Origin of the sequence: Desertivirga arenae (genome assembly GCF_017355785.1) — a bacterium.
Taxonomy (GTDB): Bacteria; Bacteroidota; Bacteroidia; order Sphingobacteriales; family Sphingobacteriaceae; genus Desertivirga; species Desertivirga arenae.
On sequence record NZ_JAFEWE010000001.1, the window covers coordinates 390,402 to 411,821 of the forward strand.

Genomic DNA, 21,420 nt, shown 5'->3' on the forward strand with positions numbered 1-21,420 from the left:
TATTTATCATGTGCTTAGACTTGCTCATTTGATACAGATTTACTAAAACTGTGCCTTTTATACAAAAAGCCACTTTCGACTTGAGAATAGTTTTTATATTAAATTCTCACTTTTGTACCCTTGGTGCGCTTTTGCAGAGGCATTCCCTTTGTACAACTTTTATGCAGTCAGTACCTGCACATTCAATATAGGAATTTTAGTTCACGCTAATTCTTAAGCTACTAGCATTTATCCCTTTTGATTCAACTTTCAGAGATATACTTCCTTTTTTATACCCGGATTTGAGTACAACTATCGCCCTGCCATTAAATAATTTGGGTTGTAGGGAATTGAAACTTTCCATGTCATTTGGTGCGGCGTTACCAGAAGCAATGATCTTACCTGACTTTCCGCTTAGTGAGATGTTAACCTTTCTATCTGAATCCATAACGACATTCCCGTTTTCATCTACAAGTTCAATCAACACATAAGAAAGCGACTGTCCATTCGCCAGCAGCTCTTTTCGATCGGCTGATAATCTTAATTTTCTTTTCGCTCCTGGTGTCGCCAGGAAAATGGAATCACCGGCTACACCATTAATATCTTCAACTGCTTTAAGCTTTCCAGGTTGATAAGGAACGGTAAAGGTAGCTTTATAAATGCTGTCTGTTTTCTGTTCAGCCAAAAACTTCCCATTAAGAAACAGCTTGATCTTTGGTGCTCTGGAATATACATTCACAGAAACTTTTTTATCGATATGATCCGGGAAATCCCAGGCCAGGGTTTCTTCTGGCCAACCCCAAAAGCTAACTTTTCTAATCTTTCCTGGTTGGGCAGGCAATTCTACACCCATCGTAATGTTTCGTCGTTTCCAAACAATATCCCTATAGTACGACTGAGGTTTTTTAATACCCAACAGATCAATATCTCCGCACCAGGCATTGTACCAGGGCCAATCCTGAAAAAAGTGCAGGTTTTCCGACGGATCGACTTCAATGGAGCTGCCCAAACCAGATTCACCCAAATAGTCCATCGCTGTCCAAATGAAATCACCTATTACATAAGGTAATTTTTCTACTTTATTCCAGTTAGATACGGCTTCGGTGGCTACGCTTTCAGTGCCCATCATTATCCTGTTTGGAAATCTGGCGTGATCACGCTCATACAAAGGCCACATGTAATTATAGCCGGCCACATCAAGGGAAAGAAACGCATTGTCGATCGGAACTCTGTTTTTACGTTCTTTATCCCACTGGTTGTTTACCCCGGCAGTGATGGCCCTCGTTGTATCATATCTAAGCACCTCTTTTCTGAGGTAAGCTGCAATTTCCACCCCTCTGTCAGTAAGCCTTTCATATATTTCATTACCGATACTCCACATAATGACGGAGGGTTTATTGCGGTCCCTTAGCACCAGCGATCTGATGTCTCTCGCACTCCATTCTTTAAAATATTGGTGGTAGTCATCGGGATTTTTCTTTTTCTCCCATTGATCAAAAGCTTCATTTATTACTAACATTCCCAGACGATCACAGGCTTTCATAAAACTTTCTGACATCGGGTTATGAGATCGCACAGCGATGAATCCATTTGCTTTTAGAAGCTCGATCTTTCTTTCTTCAGCCCGGTCATATGCTGCTGCACCGAGCATGCCATTGTCGTGATGGATGCATCCCCCTTTCAGATCCAGAGACTGTCCATTAATTTGAAAGCCTTTGTCGACGGAATAAGCAATGGTACGAATACCAAATGGTAAACTAACGATATCCTGGACGCCGTTTTTATTAGTTAATGTCAACTTTAAGGTGTAAAGGGACGGCGTTGTTACATTCCACAATTCCGGACTAGTCACCGTGAAATCAAAAGCCATTGCTGTAGTATCGTTTGCGGCGTAAGGGACAGGTTTGTGTTCCTTACCAACAAGTTTTCCTGCGGGACTGATCAGCTCTGCATCAACTGTTAATTCTTTATCCGATTTGGCTTGGATAACCGTTGTGCTTATGTTCAGCCTTGCTTTGTTGTTAAGTATGGAGGTAGTCTGAATAGAACTAAGCCAGTCATCTAAATACGAGTGACCGGTCTTGATCATATAAACGTGCCTGTAAATGCCCGATCCGGCATACCACCGGGAGTTTTTTCCTTTATTAACTACTTTTATTGCAATTACATTTTTTTTACCGGGCGCATTGCAATATGGCGTAATGTCAAATCGGAAGGTGCTGTAACCATACATATTCTCCCATGCTTTTCTTCCGTTTATCCATATTTCCGATTGGTTGTATATCCCTTCAAAATACAACTCATGTCTTTTCCTGGCGTCAGTTGGAGCTATCGTAAATGTTTTTCGATACCATCCTTCCCCTCCCAATGTCTGGCCGGTTGCAGCACCACCTGGACTTTCCTTGCTGAATGGACCTATCGTTTTACCTGGAACCTGATTTTTAATGGGCTCTATGCTCCAATCGTGAGGAAGGTCCAATGAGCGCCAGTGTTTGTCATCAAATTCAACCTTTTTTGCATCCTCTGCTACTCCCAGATAAAATTTCCAGTCCTTGTCAAAAAGTTGTTTCCTATCATTCGCCTGCGTAAGCGCTGGGAATGATAGCATCATGATGAAAAAATATAGCTTAAAAATATATGAGGTGTGATCTGTATGTTCGGAGAGCAGAGATTTAAACATGAAAATTTTGAATAACTGGAAGCAAAAGTACTACTAAGCTATTGAAGTTTCAGTATCAGAACTGTTACGATTGGACTATTACCTTTACTAAATGCAATCCCCTGGCCATCTGGCTTATTTTCGCGGGCGAAAGAGATCTTTTTAGGTAATAGTAATAACAGTCCAATAGTTCTGGAATATGAGGAAGGTCGGAAGTGCGTTACTCACACCTCAGTTCACCGTCTCATCTTGCAGATAGCGGAGCTATATTTTTTTATACACTCATCCCGCTAGCTATAGATAAATTTAACAAATAAGTATCTTTGGGTTAATGGGGGAGAATTTGAGACATACCTGGGGGAAGTTCATTTCGGGAGATCAGGAGGCTTTAATGGAATTATATCGCCAGCATTACCTCGGCCTGATCAACTACGGCATGAAATTCACCCAGGACAGGGAGCTTGCAAACGAGTACATTATAAAGGTACTATCTGAGCTATGGGAGACCAGGACCCAGCTTCCTGAAGTGAACAACCCCCGGTCTTACCTCCTTACCTGTTTACGTAGAGAAATACAGCGTCATTTCAAAGCAGAGGACCTCAGAAAAATTAAAGAAGGAATGGCAGCAGGTTCGAATAGTGATCAACTAACCTATAATGACTATTTCGAACGAGTACAGGAGAACGCAGTTCTGAGGGAAAGCTTATTTAAATTAATGGAAAAGCTTACTGCACGGCAAAAAGAACTACTAACCATGAAATTTTTCAGGGACATGAGTTATGATGAGATTGCAGAAGAGCTTGGCATCAGCAAAAGAACGGCTTATAACATTATTAACGAGGCAATAAAAACAATGCGGGCGCAGATTAGCCCAAAAAACAATCAAAACCTATCTCATTTCATTAGCACATTAGCTATTTTCTGCACACTTTTTAATGAATTCTAACTCATTCTGGAGAAATATTGTTAAAAAGTAAAAAAAACTTCCATTTTCATGGTAAATAATCCTTACTTCTTCCCTCTATAGGGAAAATGAGGAAATGAAATACCAAAAGTACAATATAGAAGAGCTCTTATCCGATGAATCCTTCCATAAGTTTTGTTTAGGGAATGATACGGATGCAGTAGGCTTCTGGGAGAACTATATCAGGAAACACCCGGAAAAGAAGCAGGATATTGAAACGGCAAAAAGCTTCTATTTATCGTTAAATGGAGGTATTACATCACAGGACTTCATTCAGGATTATAACAATTTCAAGAAGGCTCTTCAACTGAACTACCCGGACAGAAAGAAAATTGATGAAATAAAAATTACTACCCCTGTTATTCCTTTATGGCGGAAATATCTGATGCCTGCTGGAATTGCAGCTTCCTTCCTACTGGCAATCCTTTATTTCTATTCCTTCCCCGGTAAGAAGGGCCAGGACTTTCCTACTCTTACCAGCTATTTCGCCCCGGCCGGCAGTAAAAAAACCGTTAGACTTTCGGATGGAACGACAATTCTTTTGAACGGAGGAAGCCGGCTGAATATTTCACGCAACTTTAACAAGAATGCACGTGAGGTTCAACTTTTAGGAGAAGCACTGTTTACAGTAACTCATAATGCAAAACGTCCTTTTGTCGTTTTCACTCCAACGGCTAATATTAAAGTTCTTGGAACCGTATTTAACGTAAGGGCCTACCCTGATTTACAAAGGATGGAAACATCCTTATTGAAAGGCTCGGTAGAGGTTTCTTTCAATGATAATTCCGGCAGAAAAATGAGACTTGTACCTGACCGGAAGCTGGTACTACCTGTAATTGAGGATGAGGACGAAAGGATAGCCGGCAATGCTATCAGGCTAAAAGCACTTGCCCATCACACAGATGATAAAAGTGTAATTGAAACAGACTGGACCAGGAACAAACTCACATTTTATGATGAGCCTTTCCCTGAGGTAATAGCTAAGCTAAATTCCTGGTATGGGGTCAGTATCATTCTGGAAAACGAAGACTATCAAAATTTTAATTTCTCAGCAACCTTTGAGAAAGAGAATATCAATGAGGCATTGAAGGCCCTTCAAGAATCGAATCCATTTAAAATCAGAAGAAAGGAGAATGGCGAAATAATTATCTATTAAACAATAAAGGGGAACAAAGTTCCCCCATCTTAAAATGCTGTAGGAACAGCGATCAATTGCGAGTTGCGAGCCGTTCCCGTTTTTCAACCTTTTAATTATTCAAATTTATGCAAAAAAGCACTACTAAGCGTGCCCTGGTTTCGTATTACCCTTTTTTTAGGAGATTGTTCGTAATGAAATTAACCCTGATGCTAACAATGGCATCCTGTATTTGCTTCGCGGCTCCAGGCCGTTCTCAGGATACCAGGATGTCTATCAATCTGGATAATGCATCTATAAGCACCGTCCTCAAGACGATTGAAAGAAAGACTGAATACAAGTTTGTATACAGCAATACTATTTTACCTGAAAACAGGGTCTACCTTAATCTTTCAGACACCAAGGTTTCTGAGATTCTTTCTGCAACCCTTCAAAATACAGGGATCAGCTACAAGCTTCTTAAAGACAACTTGATTGTTCTTTCGAAGGTGAATCAGGCAGCACAGGCAGTACGTGTTACCGGAATAGTAACAGATGAGCGCGGGGAACCTTTACCTGGCGTTTCCATAACCGTAAAAGGGGATCGTTCAACAAGTTCTGCAACAGATTTGAACGGGCATTTTAACATTGCAGTACCCGACGCCTCTGCTACTCTTGTATTCACTTATCTGGGGTTTGAAAGCAAGGAGGTGGCCGTGGGAACCAATACCAGTATTAGAGTTTCGATGAAGGCTAAAGCAGGGGCCTTGCAAGAAGTTGTCGTAGTCGGTTATGGAACAACTACACGAAAGTTAAATACTGGTTCCATTAGTTCTATCACCAGTGCAGAAATATCGGCCCAGCCTGTAGATAACTTGCTTACAGCAATGCAAGGCCGCTTGTCAGGGGTTCAGATCACGCAGGATAATGGATTACCAGGAAGTGGTCTGCGTGTACAGATTCGTGGTAACAACAGTTTATCCTCGGGAACTATTCCTTTATATGTGGTAGATGGCGTTCCTTTTACTTTGTTCAATGGTGGGCAGCCCGCAAATGACAATCTAAATGCTTATGGCATTTCTGGCGCTAATGGCGGTGTTAGTCCCTTCAGCCTTATTAATCCTTCAGATATAGAGCGCATCGACGTATTGAAGGATGCTGACGCTACAGCAATTTACGGTTCGAGAGGAGCTAATGGAGTGGTGCTTATTACTACCAAGAAAGGCACGGCAGGCAGAACTTCTGTGAATTTCAATGTCTACACCGGCGCAGGAAAAGTTGCCAGGTTCATACCGATGCTTAATACTGAAGAGTATCTGAAGCTTCGCAAAGAGGCCTTTGCCAATTCGGGAACTACACCAACCGCAACTAACGCACCCGACCTGACGGTTTGGGATCAGAATGCCTACACAGATTGGCAGGATTGGGCAATAGGTGGAACAGCAAATGTTACCAATGCAAATGCTTCCATAAGCGGAGGCAATGCACAAAACACTTTCCTGTTTAGTTCTACCTACCGTAAAGAGGGAACTGTTTTTCCTGGAGATCTAAGTGCGCAAAATTTTTCGAACCGGATCAATGCAGGCCATAAGAGCAAGAATAATCTTTTCTCCATAGATCTTTCAGCAAGTTATAATTACGGCAAGAACGATCTTATAGGAACGGATATCAGTAGCTTGTATAGCCTTGCACCCAACTATCCGCTGTATAATAGCAACGGAACGTTAAACTGGACCGCAACAAATCCCCTGGCTTATTTGATGAAAACCTTCGACAACAGATCTAACAATTTGATTAGCAATCTCAGCCTGGGGTATTCGGTATTGAAGACATTAAAACTAAAAACGAATGTAGGATTCACCTCAACCAACCTGGAGCAAAAACTCAGGAACCCAGCGGCCTCCAACTCCAATACTACGACAGGCTCGCTAAGGTATGCGGATAGTAAGAACTCTACATTTATCATAGAGCCTCAGCTCGATTATAAATTACAATTGGGTGGTAGTAAGATCTCTGCACTTGCAGGTACTTCATTCCAGAACACCCGTGCAGCATCAAACTCTTTTAATGGCAGTGGCTATCCAATTGAAGCTTTACTAAACACGCTTACAGGTGCCGGAGCGGTAGCTGTAAATTATAGTAATACTTTTACCTACCGCTATGCATCTGCCTTTACCAGGTTGAATTATAACTTTAAAGACAAGTACCTCCTAGATGGTTCTTTCAGACGAGATGGTTCATCCAGGTTCGGAGAAGGAAACCGTTTTGGAAATTTTGGGGCGATAGGAGCAGCATGGATTTTCAGTTCAGAAGGATTCATGAAAAATGCGCCGTGGTTGAGCTTTGGTAAATTAAGAACCAGTTTTGGAGTTACAGGAAACGATCAGATTCCTAATGACCTTTTTGCTGACCTATATAATGTTTCAGGTACGGCATACAGTTATCAAGGTACACCAACCCTTAACCCCGGCCCCATACCTAATGCAAACCTAGGATGGGAAACGAACAAGAAGCTAGATCTCGCTTTGGAACTTGGCTTTTTTAAAGACAGAATTCAACTAAAAGGAAACTATTTCCGTAACCGATCCTCCAACCTGCTCGCCTCCCTGGCTCTGCCAACCCAGGTCGGATGGAATGCAATTACCTCAAATGCTCCAATCACCGTTCAAAATAAAGGTTTCGAAGCGGAATTAAATAGTACAAATATTAAATCAGCGGACTTTCAGTGGAGCACAAATTTTAACATCACATTTTTAAGAAACGAGTTGCATTCCATTGAAAATCCGAGCGCCCTGTTTAGCTCGAGCAGTTACTTCGTTGGACAGCCCATCAATGCAATCCGGCTGTATGAATTCTCCGGAGTTGATGCTACAACAGGATTACCGACGTATAAAGATCAGAATGGTGACGGAGCAATTACTTTCAATGACGACCGAATATTCTCGAAAACAGGTAATCCCTTCTACGGAGGGATAAACAATAGCCTTAGTTATAAGAACTTTGAGCTTAATGTATTTTTCCGTTTCGAACATAGGTACGGTTATCTTAATAATTCACTCGGCCTCCCTTATGGAAGCAGTTCAACAACAAACACAAATGGAGCGGCATTAGACAGATGGAAAGCGGCCGGAGAAGTAACCGGATTACCAAAGGCGTTTAGTTCTTTCCAGCAGTCAATTTTCAATTATGGATCTTCTACTGCAAACTGGGGTGATGCTTCTTTTCTCAAATTAAAGACAGTAAACTTATCCTATTCACTTCCTTCGGCCTGGATAAAACCAGCTAAGATCTCGGCAGCGTCAATCTACTTCCAGGGTCAGAACTTATTTACCTGGGCAAAGCAAAAATACACACTGGATCCGGAAACTACTGTTCCAGGAACTGGAAGCGGTCTTGGAACAGGGCAATATATCGCAATGCCTCAATTGCGCACACTAATTATTGGTCTTAACTGCTCATTCTAAATTTATGAAAAAATACTCTATAAAAAATACAATTGTGTTAGGATGCATTCTAATATCACTTTCCTTCTCATTGGCTTCTTGCAAAGAATACGTTGATATACCCATTTCGGATAACTCCATATATTCCAAGGACGCGTTTTCTACAGATGCTGCGGCTACGAGTTCTGTATTGGCTCTATATTCATCCGATAACACGAGGACACATATCCTGAATCTGAATTACCTTGGAGGCATAAGTTCTGATGAAATGGTTTACCTGCTGCAAACGGATATGGGTATCGCAGAATTCGGCACAAATACAATATCGCCTGCAAACGGATTCATTGCGGGTCAGCTGTGGCAGTATCCTTATGGCGTAATCCGTATAGCCAACCAGGCAATCGCAGGGTTGAATGGACCTAATTCAGTAAATCCTACATTGAAAAACCAGTTACTGGGCGAATGTTATTTCTGGCGAGCATACGAACTTTTCTATCTTACTAATCTGTTTGGCGGAGTACCGATCCCTTTAAACTCAAATCCCCTGGATAATGTAGGCATCCCCAAATCAACAGTAGCGGAAGTTTACGCACAGATTCTGAAAGATCTTACAACAGCAAAAGATCTTGTAGGTGATGCTTATCCAACAACATTAAGAGCCCGGGTAAATAAGTCTGCCGTTTCTGCATTCCTTGCTAGGGTTTACCTTTACAATAAGGATTACGTAAACGCGGAAAAAGAAGCAAGTTCTATAATTAGTCAAACTTCAGTTTACTCGCTCCCTTCACCAGTAACAAATTTTGTAAATACAAGTACCGAGATCATCCTTCAACAAGCGACTCAATTCGGCAATTCTACCATTGCTGCAAATTACCGTTCCACTGCACCTAATAAACCTGTTTACGCTTTAAGAAATCAGTTTGTGAATACAACTTTCGAGGCAGGTGATACCCGCAGGACTAATTGGATAGATGAGGTAGTAACGGGTACTGAAACCACTTACCGTATTAATAAATACAAACTCGCTACCGCCAGTGCTACTACTACCGGGAACGAGTTCAATGTGATGTTTCGTTTAGCAGAACAATACCTGATCCGTGCAGAAGCACGAGCGCAACAAAATAACTTGACCGGCGCAAATGAAGACCTTACGGTACTTAGAGCAAGGGCCGGCTTAGGAAATAAATTTGCAGGGCAAACCTTTAATAAAACTGCATTAATGGATGCCATAGTGCAGGAACGTAAGGCAGAACTTTTTGGTGAATTTGCACACAGGTGGTTTGACCTGAAACGCCTCGGCCTGGCGGATGCAGTACTAACTCCATTGAAACCCGGCTACAAAACAGATTATCAGCTTTACCCGATCCCGGCTTCCCAGTCTCTACAAGCTGGATATGAACAGAATAAAGGATATAATTAAACAATACCAAATACAATGAAAACAAAGATCTTTAAGGGAGCAGCTATTGCAGCTGCCCTTTTTGTAGCCAGTACAGCATTGGCACAGAAAAACAGCAGTACCGACAGCTTGAGGACAGAGCTCGAAAACCTACTTAATTCAAAAGAAGCATCGTCAAAGTCTGAATTGAATACCAGGCTTGCCACTCTTGCTGCAAGCAAAAATGAGCGGGAAATGATCCTGGCTGCTAATTACTATTATCGCTTAAATAACATCAAAACGAGCGATTCTATAGTGGCGGAGCAAACTAAGAAATTCCCCCTCGGTATAAGGGCAAGGAGTATTGAACTTCAAAAAATCAGCACACTGAAAACAGCGGCAGAAATGGAAAAAGCCTTTATTCAGGCCCTGAAAAAATTTCCACCACAGAAGTTTGCGACTGGAGGGATAGACGATGGGATAGAGTACGATTATGTAATCGCTCACATTGCTCAAGCTTACGCCACAGAGAAAAATCCCGAAAAGGCGACAAAAATGATTAATCAGCTTTATGCGGATTTTTGGAAGGGCAATGCCTATAGTGGCTTGACACAGGCATTTTATAAGGCAGGCGACTTGGCGAGGGCGACGAAATACGCAAAGCTGGCTATGGAAAATGCTGAGTCCTATACAAATGATAAGAAAGGCAACAGCAATGCGGCCCGCTTTGCAGCTTCCGGATACCCGGGACTCACCAGCACCTACGCCAACATGCTGTTTGAACAGAAAAATTACAGCGAAGCATTGATCTATACCGAAAAGGCGTACAAAAGTGCTCAGGGTCTAAATCCTGGTTTAAACTACCGTTATGCTACTATTTTGTCTAACCTGAATAGGAATGAAGAGGCTTATGCAGCAATGGAACAAGTTGTAAAGGCAGGCAAGGCAAGCCCCGAGATGGGAGATCTTTTCAAAGCACTTTATATTAAAGTTAAAGGTAGCGATGCCGGATTCTCGGACTATGCCTCGGCGTTAAGAAAAAGCTATCTGGAGGATTTGAATAAGAGGTTGGCTAAAGAGAAAGTGAGCGAAAAAGCTCCCGGATTTAACCTGACGGACATTAATGGAAAATCTGTTTCTTTGGAGGAGTTGAAAGGTAAAGTAGTGATCCTGGACTTTTGGGCCACCTGGTGCGGCCCTTGTAAAGCATCTTTCCCAGCTATGCAAATGGCGGTTAACAAATACAAGAACGATCCAAATGTTAAATTCCTCTTCATCCACACCTGGGAACGAGGCGGAGATGCGACAAAAGATGCTAAAGATTATGTACTTGGCAACAAATACACCTTCGATGTTTTGATGGACCTTAAAGATCCTCAAACTAAAGCGAACAAAGTTGTTAGCTCCTACAAGGTTAATGGTATACCGGCAAAATTCGTCATTGATGGAGCTGGGAATATCAGGTACAAGTTGACAGGTTTTGATGGAAGCAATGAAGCTGCCGTTGATGAATTATCAGCAATGATCGAATCAATATCTGGAAATACAGCTGCGAACTAAGCTATAAACTGGCAATAAAAGGGGGTGGCCTGTGCTAACTCCCTTTTATTAAGAGAGCTGAAAAATTAATGGAGAGTTCTAGCTATTTTAGAAGCTTCGTCTTCTTCAAAACTTCTGTAAGTTCTGACCTTTCTTCATCGGTTAATTTTACAACCCCTTCAAGGACTTCTAACACCTGTTCCCTCTGTTCGCTAGCCAATAATAAATTTAAAAATCCTACTAATGTCTTGCTTTGCTCCTTCTTCAAGCCCTGAAAGATTTTGGGTTGCACGCAGTAAAGCTCTTTAACAACCAGTTCGAGATCCTCCTTTCGCGAAAGATCATTCTGCTTATCCTGGAACTTTGGAAAAATACCTGCTGTATGGTAATTAGATATTAATCGAACTGCCTGTGTATCCTTTACAAATTGCTTCTCCTTCTGAAATACATAGGTATTTAGAAACTTCAATAGGTGTCTAAATACTAAGTCAGCCTGGTTTTTTTCCGCAAATGCCATAACAGGGGCGTCTGTCTGCGTTTCTCTGAAATTATCAAAATAGCTTGATTCGATATAAACGGAATGGAAGAATTCCACCGTATTATTATTGAATGAAGTATGTTTCCTGGAAATTTCTTGCTTACCCGAGTTCAGGAAGTAGAAATAGAATTTGTCACCGATCAATCTGGCCCAGCGGATATAGCTGATGGTAAAGGTGTATTCATCAATAACGTGCGAGAATGACTGCTGCTCGCTTATTATCGGACTATAGTCTAAGGACGTTCCGTTGATGTAGATGGCATATTCTTTTTCCCGATTCAGATATAAAAACCAGCCAAATTCACTTGCAAGATATTCTACAAACTCTTTCTTTTCGAGCAGATCCGACGTCAGATCAAAGAAATGTAAGAACTGCACCTTCGTTCCTGTAGTGGTATTAGCAGAAATCCTTCTATCCTCGATCGTAAAGTTTTGCTGGTCTCCTTTATTAATACTAATACTATACTCCAGGAGCCCTGCTTCAGGAGTGCGGAAAGTGGTATTCCAAACACACTTGTTTGCGAAAATACTGAAAGCAAAACGCCCCTTCCCTTTCTTTCCCTTGATAAAACTATCACTCAAATAGGAATCAACCTTCATAGAATCCAGGAAGTTCCCGAAAGTCGAATCTATTGTTTCGATATCAATACCACTACCGTTATCAGAAATACTAAAATGGCTCAAATAGCCAACAGAATTTCCTGAAAAATCAATATTAATCCGGGTAGCGCCAGCATCAAACCCATTCCAAATGTATTCTGCTATAGCCTTTTTATAATCAGAAGGCATTCCGCCTTGTTCTATACTTCTGGATGTGAGCTTCGTGGTGTGTTTAATCATTGTGATAATTTACATGCTAAAAATAATGGTAGTGCGCTAGAAATACAAATAGCCTGGTCTAAAGATAGAGGAATACAGAGGTGCCAGGATTAGGCAGATGATCAGAACTAGATAAACTCCCTTTCTTTTTATGTTTGACTGATAATAAAACAGGCTATACGATCTTCACGTACAGCCTGGCTATCGATTAAAAAAATAAGTTTTTTATTTGTTAAAGAGACTCAAGGCTTCCTTGTCGTCATATTTAATGATCAGATCCTTAAGCCTTTGTTTAAGGTCTTTTGTTCTTGCACTATATTCTTTGGTTCCATAGAGGTTTTTTAATTGGGATGGATCTTTCTTTAGATCAAAAAGTTCCCAGCTATTTATCTCTCCATAAAAATGCACAAGCGTGTATTGCTCGGTTTTTATGCCAAAGTGAGGATAAACGTTATGTGGCTGAGGGAACTCGTAATAGTGGTAATAAGCATCCTTTCTCCAATTAGGTTTTGCCTGGCTTGATGTGGCGGTTTTTAGCAATGGAAGGATAGAACTTCCCTGAACATCACCAGGAGCTTTAACCCCTGCAATATCCAGAACAGTAGGCGCCCAGTCATTATTCAAAACAAGGGAATTGATCTTACTTCCAGGCTTTACTACACCCGGGTACTTTACAACCATAGGAATTTTAAGAGATTCTTCATAGATAAAACGCTTGTCGAACCAGCCGTGCTCGCCCATATAAAAGCCGTTATCAGATGCATAAATAATAACCGTGTTATCAGAAAGGCCGTTCTGTTCAACAAAGTCGAGAATTTTACCGATACTGCGATCAAGCGAATTGGCCACTGAGAAATAATCTTTCATGTACCGCTGGAACTTCCATTCTGTAAGCGCCTTTCCGCTCAGCTTCTTCTCATCGAACTCCTTACTTACTTTACCTTCATAATAATCGTAAACGGCTTTTTTCTGCTCCTCATTCAGTCGCGAATAAAGGCCTCCACGCAAATAACCGTTCAGCATTCTTTCCTGCTGTGGCGTAGGTTTTTTGCTGCCAAGTTGAGCAAGCAGCTCTTCCTTACGTTTAGCTATCTCCGCTTCTGTTGGTAGAACTCCGGCATGGATTTTTAGATCTTCCCGTAATCGCATTGTTTTATCGATTGTCATGTCCTGATCTGCAGCAGCAAGCCGGGTATTATAATTATCATAGAAGGTTGCAGGAAGCGGGAAGGTAATATTGTCGTAAGCACCTAGGTCCTGAATATCCGGTTCCCATGAACGATGGGTTGCTTTCTCACCTACTACCAGGAAGAAAGGCTTATCCTTATCTCTATCGCCAATCCACTTGGTAGCCAGGTCTGTGATCACATTACTTACGTATCCTTCGATCCGGACGGTGTCTTGAGTTGAGCTGATAAAATCGGGATTATAATAATTTCCCTGACCGGGAAGAACGTTCCAGTAATCGAAGCCTTTCGGCAAATTCCCCAAATGCCATTTACCTATCCATGCTGTCTGATAACCGCTATTCTGCAACAATGAAGGAAACAGTTGCTGGTCAACATTAAATTTCTGTTCATTCAATTTATAGCCGTTTTTATGACTGTATTTCCCTGTAAGCAAAGTAGCCCTGCTTGGTCCGCATATAGAATTTGTTACCAGGGCATTATTGAATAATGCGCCTTCCTTAGCCAGTCGATCTATATTAGGTGTGCGAGCCAGCTTATTTCCATAAGCTCCAATTGATTGGTAAGCATGGTCATCAGAAAGGATAAATATGATATTAGGGCGCTTGTTCGCAGCCGTCTTTTCCTGGGCAGAAGTTGTGCTTAAAGAGGATAGGCCGGCTGATAACAGGCACAATCCTTTAAAAAGGTAATTCAGTCTTCTCATTTTTTAAATCTTATTTTGGATAACCGTCATTTTGTGTAAGGTTCTTATTAACGTCCCGCTCCCTCTGCGGGATAGGATACAATACATGATAATTCTGGATTTTAGTATTGCCTTTTGCGCGAAGAACTTCGACAAGTTTTCCGGTTCGTACCAGGTCGAACCATCTTTGGTCTTCAAAACCAAATTCCCAGCGGCGCTCATCAAGAATTGCATCCCTGAAAGTTTGAATATTCAGGCCTGAGAGATCAACTGTTGCAGAAGGCTGTCCAAGAGATAAACCATATGCCCGGCGACGAACCTGATTAACAGCCAAATACGATTCAGCCGTTAGTCCCTGGTTGATTTCATTTAACGCTTCAGCATAAGTAAGCAACATGTCTGAGTAGCGGATAACCAGGTAATTCAAGCTTGCCTGCCTCAAATTAGAGATAGCAGAAGCATCGAAGAACTTATACCAATGAGGACGAAACGTTACCAAGCCTCCCCCTGCATTATATTGTGTAAAAAACGTTCTGTCTTTTCTTAAATCTCCGGGTTTGAAGCTATTGTAAAATTCAACCGTTGGAACATCTGCACTGTTTCCTGCAATAAGTTTTTTCCTTGCAGATAATTAATAAAGAGCTTAAAACACCTATAGGTAAGATGGGTGCTTTAAGCTCTTTAATGCTATTTTTTACTATTTTTCGACGTCTGACCAGTCGAAATTTTTATTCTCAGGTTGTGTTTTAGCTTTTAATTGCAGGGCCCGGAGTGCTTTTACTTTTGCGGGATACTTGGAGGCCAGGTTATTGTTCTCGCCGATATCTTCTTTCAGATTATATAGCTCAAGTATTTCTTTCTTGCCACTGTCTTTAAAACGGATCAATTTCCAGTCGCCCTGGGTTACCGCTTCTTTTAGCTCGCCTTCCCTGAACTGCCAGTAAAGGTAATCGTGTTGCTTCGTTTGGGCTTGCCCTGCCAGTGCCTGTGTGAATGAAAGGCCATCAATTCCGGCAGGAACCGGGGTATTGGTTAATTGCCCAACTGTTGGTAAGATATCCCAGAAGGCCCAGGCTACATCATTTACCTTACCGGCGGGAACTTTTCCCGGAGCTTTCACTAATAGAGGAACCCTTATCCCTCCTTCATAAAGATCACGCTTCACTCCTTTTAAAGGCCCGTTACTGTCAAAAAATACGGGGTCAGCTCCGCCTTCTTTGTGAGGGCCATTATCGCTTGTAAAAAAAATGTAGGTATTGTCGTCCAGTCCCAATTGCTTCACCTGATCGAGTATGCGGCCCACATCAGCATCTAATTTGGAAACCATAGCTGCAAAAGCGGCATGAGGCTGTGCCTGATCATCATAGTTATTATGCTTCTTGAATGGCTTTTCAGGCCCCAATTTGCTGGTACCATCAGGATTTTGGAACTTCTTGAGAAGCTCCTGTGGTACCACTAATTCCGCATGCGGAAGCGTAAATGGCAGATACAAAAAGAAGGGCTGGTCCTTATGATCCTTAATAAAGCCTAAGGCCTTATCGGCTATAAGATCCTGAGTATATTGGGAGCTGTCGATATTCACCCTTTCCGTTTTGTTGTTGCGAATTTCGAATAGATGGGATGTGTAATAGTCGTGTGCATGTGATTGGTCCAGGTAGCCGAAAAACTCATTATAGCCTTTTAGGTGGGGAGCTCCCTGAGAATCCGCATCACCTAGTCCCCACTTTCCAAACATACCCGTTACATACCCGTTGCCTTGTAAACGTTGGGCTATCGTGGTGTCTTGAGGTCTTAAAGCACCTTTACCATCTTTACCTTTGCCGTTACCTCGTATAAAGGCATGTCCCATATGATAACCTGTCATTAGAGCGCACCTGGAGGGAGCACAAACTGTATTGCCTGAATAAAACCTGGTAAACTTTGTTCCCTCAGTAGCAATGCGATCAATATTGGGCGTCGGTATTTTCGAGCCCTTGTTGAAGCTTGTCAGGTTACCATACCCTAGATCATCAGCAAGAATAAAGATGATATTCGGTTTCTTTGCTGAGGTCTGCGCTAGTGATTGATTGTATATAAAGCTCCCTAATAGAGTAAGGGCCGCTGCGAGTTTGGATATTTTTCTCATATTATTTACCATAGTTTGGATTTGGTTCTAAAGCTGGATTATTTTGAATTGCGATGGAAGGGATTGGCCACAAGTAATCCCTGTTTGGATTAAATGCGCGGCCGTCTATCCTTGCGCCTTTAATATTAAAGACATCAGTATTAAGTACCTGCTCGGCTATCTTCCAGCGGCGTATATCAAAATAGTACAAGCCCTCTCCCGCAAGTTCTATTCTGCGTTCGTGACGAATTTCTGCACGCATTTGTTCTTTTGTCAATCCGAGAGGGAGATCAGGCATATTTACCCGTTTGCGAACCAGATTTACTGCTGCAGAAACTGTCAGGCCTTTATCTGCTCCTGATTCAGGACCAAAAGCTTCATTCATTGCTTCTGCATACATTAATAATACGTCGGCATAACGGATCACAATTAGATTAAGCTCTGAATTATTAGCCGTTGGCACATTTGCAGGCTTCTCATCATCTTTAAATATTGTGTATTTCTTTAAGCCATATCCGGTACTTGGATATTGGTTCTCTGCAACTTTTGCACCCTTAAAAGTTGTTCCGGGAATGATCACTGTTGCCTGCAGACGAGGATCGCGGTTTGCGTAAGGCGCCGCAGCGTTATATACCGCCGATGTTGAGATGGGCTTGCCATCTGTTGCGTAGTAATCATTCACTAAAGTAGGTAAGGGAGCATTGCCTAACTGCTGATCAAGCATTACATCCAGCGAATGTGCAAATTCAGGAAGCTTGTATTGAACATCGAAGATCACTTCTGAATTTCCCTCATTTTCGAGATAGAAAAGCCCCCGGTAACTAGAGAATAAGGTATAGGCTTTTGAATCTATTACTTGCTTTGCAGCTGCTGCCGCTTCTTCCCACCTTCCTGCATATAAGAGTACCCGGGCTTTGAAAGCCTGTGCTGCTCCCCTGGTTGCGCGTCCTTTTGCCGCACCCGTTGTAGTTAGAGGTAATACATCGTTAGCGATTGCATCATCAAGGTCTTTCAGAATCTGCGCTAATACTTCATTAGCAGTATTACGCGGTGCTGTAGACTGTGTAACATAGGCAGGGTCATCAAAACTTTTGGGCGGAGCATCAGTAATGATCGGAGCACCTCCATAAAGGTTCCAGAGTGGAAAATAAAATAAAGCACGAAGGAACTTTGCTTCTGCCTTATATCTCTTTTTCACGGCATCATCCATGCTTACATTATCAATATTAGCAAGCAAATTATTAGCACGACCTATACCCTGATAACAAATATTCCAGGTAGTATTGAATGTGCCTGTATTGGCATTATGCAAACCACGGGAGATTAAATTTTCATCGGCATTGTATTGATAGGTATTGGGCGTTAAAGCGTCAAGATATATGAAATTACGTGCCGAATAGAACGAGTTTGCATTTAAAAGCGTAGCGTAAGTAGCATTTAGCGCTGCCTCGGCTTTCTCTTGTGTATTCCAAAAGTTATCCTGAGTAAATCGGTCCGTAGGAGTAACATCCAGGAAGGATTCCTTACATCCTGTTAAAGCAAAAAAAGCAAGGGCTATGTATATGTATTTTTTCATTTTAATTTCTGTTTGAGTTTAGAAAGAGACATTTACACCTGCAGTAATCGTTTTTGCGTTGGGATATTCAATTATATCTCCGCGTGTAAGCAATCTTTCAGGGTCGCTGAACTTGAAATTGGAAAATGTGAGATAGTTCTGAGCATTGACATAGATCCTCAGTGTACTCATACCCGCTTTGGAAGAAATTCGCTTTGGCACTGTATAGCTTAGCTGCACATTCTTCAGGCGGAGGTAGGAAGCATCACGAACCCAGAAACTAGAGGTTAAAAAGTTTTGAGGATAACCGTTAGATGTTGTTAATCTTGGCAGGCGTGCATTTGGATTTTCGGGAGTCCAGGAATCCGTTAACCACTCACGTGTTACACCTGCCCCATTCTTGTAAGGCTGGGCAAGGTTGCCTGTAAGATAGGTATCAACGTCTTCCAGTCCCTGAAAAATAGCGCTAAAGTCGAAGCCCTTAAAGCCTGCATTTAAAGAGAAACCGTAAGTATATTTCGGGATACTATTGCCGATGGCAACACGGTCATTATTGTCAATCACATTATTTCCATCAATATCGCGGTATTTGAGATCGCCGGGTTTGGTTCCTGCATTTTGAAACGGAGAAGCCGCCACCTCTTCTGATGATTGGAAAATACCCAATGCTTCCAGTCCGTAAAACGAATCAATAGGAGATCCTTCTTCAATTACTGTATTTCCACTAAAATATCTTTGTCCTCTGATGCTCACTACCCTGTTGGTTAAATAAGTAACATTGGCATCTATACCATAGCGGAACTGATCTATTTTGTTCTTATAACCCAAGGTAACTTCGATTCCTTTGTTAGATACTTTACCTATATTTTGAAGGGGCCCGGTTAAATTTCCAACTTGTGCTGGTATAGTAGTTTGGCGTAAAATATCGTCAGTGATCTTATTGAACCAGTCTATCTCAAACGTAAATGCGTTCTTGAAAAAGGATCCTTCCAATCCGATATCACTCATTTTAGTGGTTTCCCAGGAAATTGTAGCATCATTCAGCTGTGTTATTGCTGCTCCCCCAACGGTGGTTCCATTAAAATTATAATTCTGACCTAATCCAAATGTCGGGATGTAACGGAATAATCCAATCCTTTGATTTCCGAGCTTACCATAGGATGCTCTTAGCTTAAGATTGCTGATGAAGGCAACATCTTTCAGGAATTCTTCCTGACTGATCCTCCATCCTGCTGAGAAGGATGGGAAAAAGCCCCAGCGATTTCCTTTTCCAAATCGCGAGGATCCATCGTATCTGAAATTGGTCTCAAATAAGTACTTCTCGGAGAAATTATAGTTTAAGCGTCCGAAGTAAGACAGTAATTTAACCGGCTCGGTAGTTCCAGTCACTTGCTGAGCAGTGCTACCTGCATCAAGCTCTTCGAGTTCATTTCCAAGATACCCCTGGTTATATGCCGAGAACTTACCCTGGTTGAAGGTTTCCACACTAAAACCAGCCAATGCACCAATAGAGTGCTGTGCAAATTTGCGATCCCAGTTTAACGTATGGAAGTTAGTTAGATTAATGTCGTTTGTACTTATCTGTCTGATACCGCGTAAAGGTGTATTTCCGATCGGACTTATCACTCCTGTTTTGGTATTCGTTAGATTGATCTGCGGGTAATTGTATTTCTCAATTTCGTACCTGAGATTGGCACCAACAGTTGTTCTGTAACGGATGTTCCATGGAAGCTGCACTTCTGCAAAGAGGTTAGCTAAAGTGCGGAACTGATTGTCTTTACGGTATCCCTCATTTGACAGGGCCACCGGGTTCCGAAAAAAGTTATGACCAGGAACACGGATCCATTGATCTGCATAGGTTCCGTTCTGAGCATAGGCAGTTTGCATTGGTAAGCCGCGATAGATCAGGCCCATTAATCCACCTTCGCCATTCGCATCATCGGCAGTATAAGCACTTTCGCGGTTTGACCAGAAATTGCCGATCAGGTTAGCTCCGATCTTAAGTCTCTTATTAATATCGGAAGTGATGTTGGTGTTCAGGGAGTAACGCCTTCCATTCGTCTGGATCATAATACCATCCTGATCGAGGTAGCCTAAGGAAACTGAAAAAGAAGTTTTTTCACTGCCGCCTGATAAGCGAAGGTTATGCTCCTGAATGGCTGCGGAGCGGAACATTACATCAAACCAATTGGTATTGGGGTAAATAAAAGGATCAGTACCGGCCTTGTATTCGTCTATTAAGGCTTGAGAACTTTCTGCAGGCTTTCCCTCGTTAGCTAAAGCCCTGTTCTTTCCTTCCATATATTCTACGGAATTAGTTACTGCATCAGGGAACTGTGTTGCCTTCTGACTTCCGGTGTAGAAGTTATAATCCAGACGAAAGCCGCCTTTCTTACCTGTTTTAGTTTTAACCAGGATAACTCCATTTGCAGCTCGGTTTCCATAAATGGCCGAAGAAGCTGCATCTTTTAATACGGTAATAGATTCAATATCATTCGGATTTACATCCCCAAGAGGAAATTCTATACCGTCTACCAACACTAAGGGATTGCTATCGTTTAGGGTTCCTACCCCTCTCACCCGTATTGTGGCACCATCTGCACCTGGTCTTCCTTTAGTTTGATTTGTAAAAACTCCGGGAAGATTTTGCAGAGCCTGGGTAGAATTGGTAATTGGACGATTGGCAAGAACTTTCGAATCAAGCGTTGCTACCGAACCTGTAAGATTAACCTTCTTTTGAGATCCGTATCCCACTACCACAACTTCGTTTAACTGACTTGGCTGTTCGCTTAGTTCTATCACTGCGTTAGCTGTATTTACTTCAGTCTCCTTTTTTTCATACCCGATAAAACTTAGTTCCAGAGTATAAGGAAGCTTTTGGCCGGTCACGAAACGGAATACTCCGTTGATATCGGTTGTAACAGCGTGCGTTGTACCCTTGATATGAACGCTTACTCCGGGTAACGCTTCCTTTGTTTTTGCATCAATAATTTTTCCCGATAAAACTGTATTAGATACCTGAGCCCAGGTATTGGCAGAAGAAATCAGCATCAACGCCATGCTGAAGAAAATAATAAAAACAGGCAGCCCTCTGACTGGCCTCTTTAAGTGATCCATTATGTTAGCTAAGTTGTTTGTATTCATCATCTGATATACCTACTAGACTCTATGGAATTAGTAGAGTATTAGAGCGGAAAAACTCCTATTCCGCCGGCAAATATAAACACCTTTCACATAGTCTATCAATTTTATAGGTAAAGAATATTTTACATAATTGTAATGCCTTGTGTGATAAGACAGTTCAAATAATAGTCCTGTTTATCCTGATACCATTCTATAACATCCAATCTTAGCATCAAGAGTAATTTCTTACCTGTAAATAAATGGCTTATAACTTCTACATCAGTAAACGTCCCCTTCAGTATTTATAGTCCAGGGAGATAAAGATCGAACAGT

At 41.8% G+C, this 21,420-nt stretch carries 12 protein-coding genes; 5 read left to right on the plus strand and 7 right to left on the minus strand.

The annotated features are described in order from the left end of the window. Window positions 1-196: 196 nt before the first annotated feature. Window positions 197-2,590: a glycoside hydrolase family 2 protein gene (locus tag J4N24_RS01425; RefSeq protein ID WP_207531855.1), complete on the minus strand. Its 2,394-nt coding sequence runs from the start codon at window positions 2,588-2,590 to the stop codon at window positions 197-199. 379 nt (window positions 2,591-2,969) lie between these two features. Here J4N24_RS01425 and J4N24_RS01430 point away from each other — a divergent pair, with 379 nt between their 5' ends. The 5 genes from J4N24_RS01430 (at window position 2,970) to J4N24_RS01450 (ending at window position 11,097) form a co-directional block, all read left to right on the plus strand. After that, window positions 2,970-3,584 carry an RNA polymerase sigma factor gene (locus tag J4N24_RS01430; protein WP_207531856.1) on the plus strand — a complete coding sequence of 205 codons (615 nt, stop codon included), beginning with the start codon at window positions 2,970-2,972 and terminating at the stop codon, window positions 3,582-3,584. 94 nt (window positions 3,585-3,678) lie between these two features. After that, window positions 3,679-4,758 carry a FecR family protein gene (locus tag J4N24_RS01435; RefSeq protein WP_207531857.1) on the plus strand — a complete coding sequence of 360 codons (1,080 nt, stop codon included), beginning with the start codon at window positions 3,679-3,681 and terminating at the stop codon, window positions 4,756-4,758. A 173-nt stretch (window positions 4,759-4,931) separates the two neighbouring features. Then, the gene (locus J4N24_RS01440; RefSeq protein WP_207531858.1) at window positions 4,932-8,180 is read left to right on the plus strand and encodes a SusC/RagA family TonB-linked outer membrane protein; all 3,249 of its coding nucleotides are present in this window, start codon (window positions 4,932-4,934) and stop codon (window positions 8,178-8,180) included. Between the two features lie 4 nt (window positions 8,181-8,184). Then, a complete protein-coding gene (locus J4N24_RS01445; RefSeq protein ID WP_207531859.1) occupies window positions 8,185-9,579 on the plus strand; it encodes a RagB/SusD family nutrient uptake outer membrane protein in 1,395 nt (464 codons plus the stop codon). A 15-nt stretch (window positions 9,580-9,594) separates the two neighbouring features. Beyond that, a complete protein-coding gene (locus tag J4N24_RS01450; RefSeq protein WP_207531860.1) occupies window positions 9,595-11,097 on the plus strand; it encodes a TlpA disulfide reductase family protein in 1,503 nt (500 codons plus the stop codon). Between the two features lie 82 nt (window positions 11,098-11,179). Here the strand turns inward: J4N24_RS01450 and J4N24_RS01455 are convergent, their stop codons facing one another. The 6 genes from J4N24_RS01455 to J4N24_RS01480 all read right to left on the minus strand — a co-directional run bounded on the left by J4N24_RS01455 (window position 11,180) and on the right by J4N24_RS01480 (window position 21,081). Beyond that, complete coding sequence (locus tag J4N24_RS01455; RefSeq protein ID WP_207531861.1) at window positions 11,180-12,454, minus strand: ATP-binding protein; 1,275 nt, start codon at window positions 12,452-12,454, stop codon at window positions 11,180-11,182. A gap of 204 nt (window positions 12,455-12,658) precedes the next feature. Further along, a complete protein-coding gene (locus J4N24_RS01460) occupies window positions 12,659-14,326 on the minus strand; it encodes a sulfatase family protein (RefSeq protein WP_207531862.1) in 1,668 nt (555 codons plus the stop codon). Between the two features lie 10 nt (window positions 14,327-14,336). Continuing rightward, entirely contained in the window at window positions 14,337-14,804 is a 468-nt protein-coding gene (locus J4N24_RS01465; protein ID WP_242691462.1) for a RagB/SusD family nutrient uptake outer membrane protein, read from the minus strand. A gap of 198 nt (window positions 14,805-15,002) precedes the next feature. After that, a complete protein-coding gene (locus J4N24_RS01470; RefSeq protein WP_207531863.1) occupies window positions 15,003-16,430 on the minus strand; it encodes an arylsulfatase in 1,428 nt (475 codons plus the stop codon). Between the two features lies 1 nt (window position 16,431). Next, window positions 16,432-17,985, minus strand: coding sequence for a RagB/SusD family nutrient uptake outer membrane protein (locus J4N24_RS01475; protein WP_207531864.1), 1,554 nt, complete (start codon window positions 17,983-17,985; stop codon window positions 16,432-16,434). 18 nt (window positions 17,986-18,003) lie between these two features. Next, window positions 18,004-21,081: a SusC/RagA family TonB-linked outer membrane protein gene (locus J4N24_RS01480; protein WP_207531865.1), complete on the minus strand. Its 3,078-nt coding sequence runs from the start codon at window positions 21,079-21,081 to the stop codon at window positions 18,004-18,006. Window positions 21,082-21,420 lie beyond the last annotated feature (339 nt).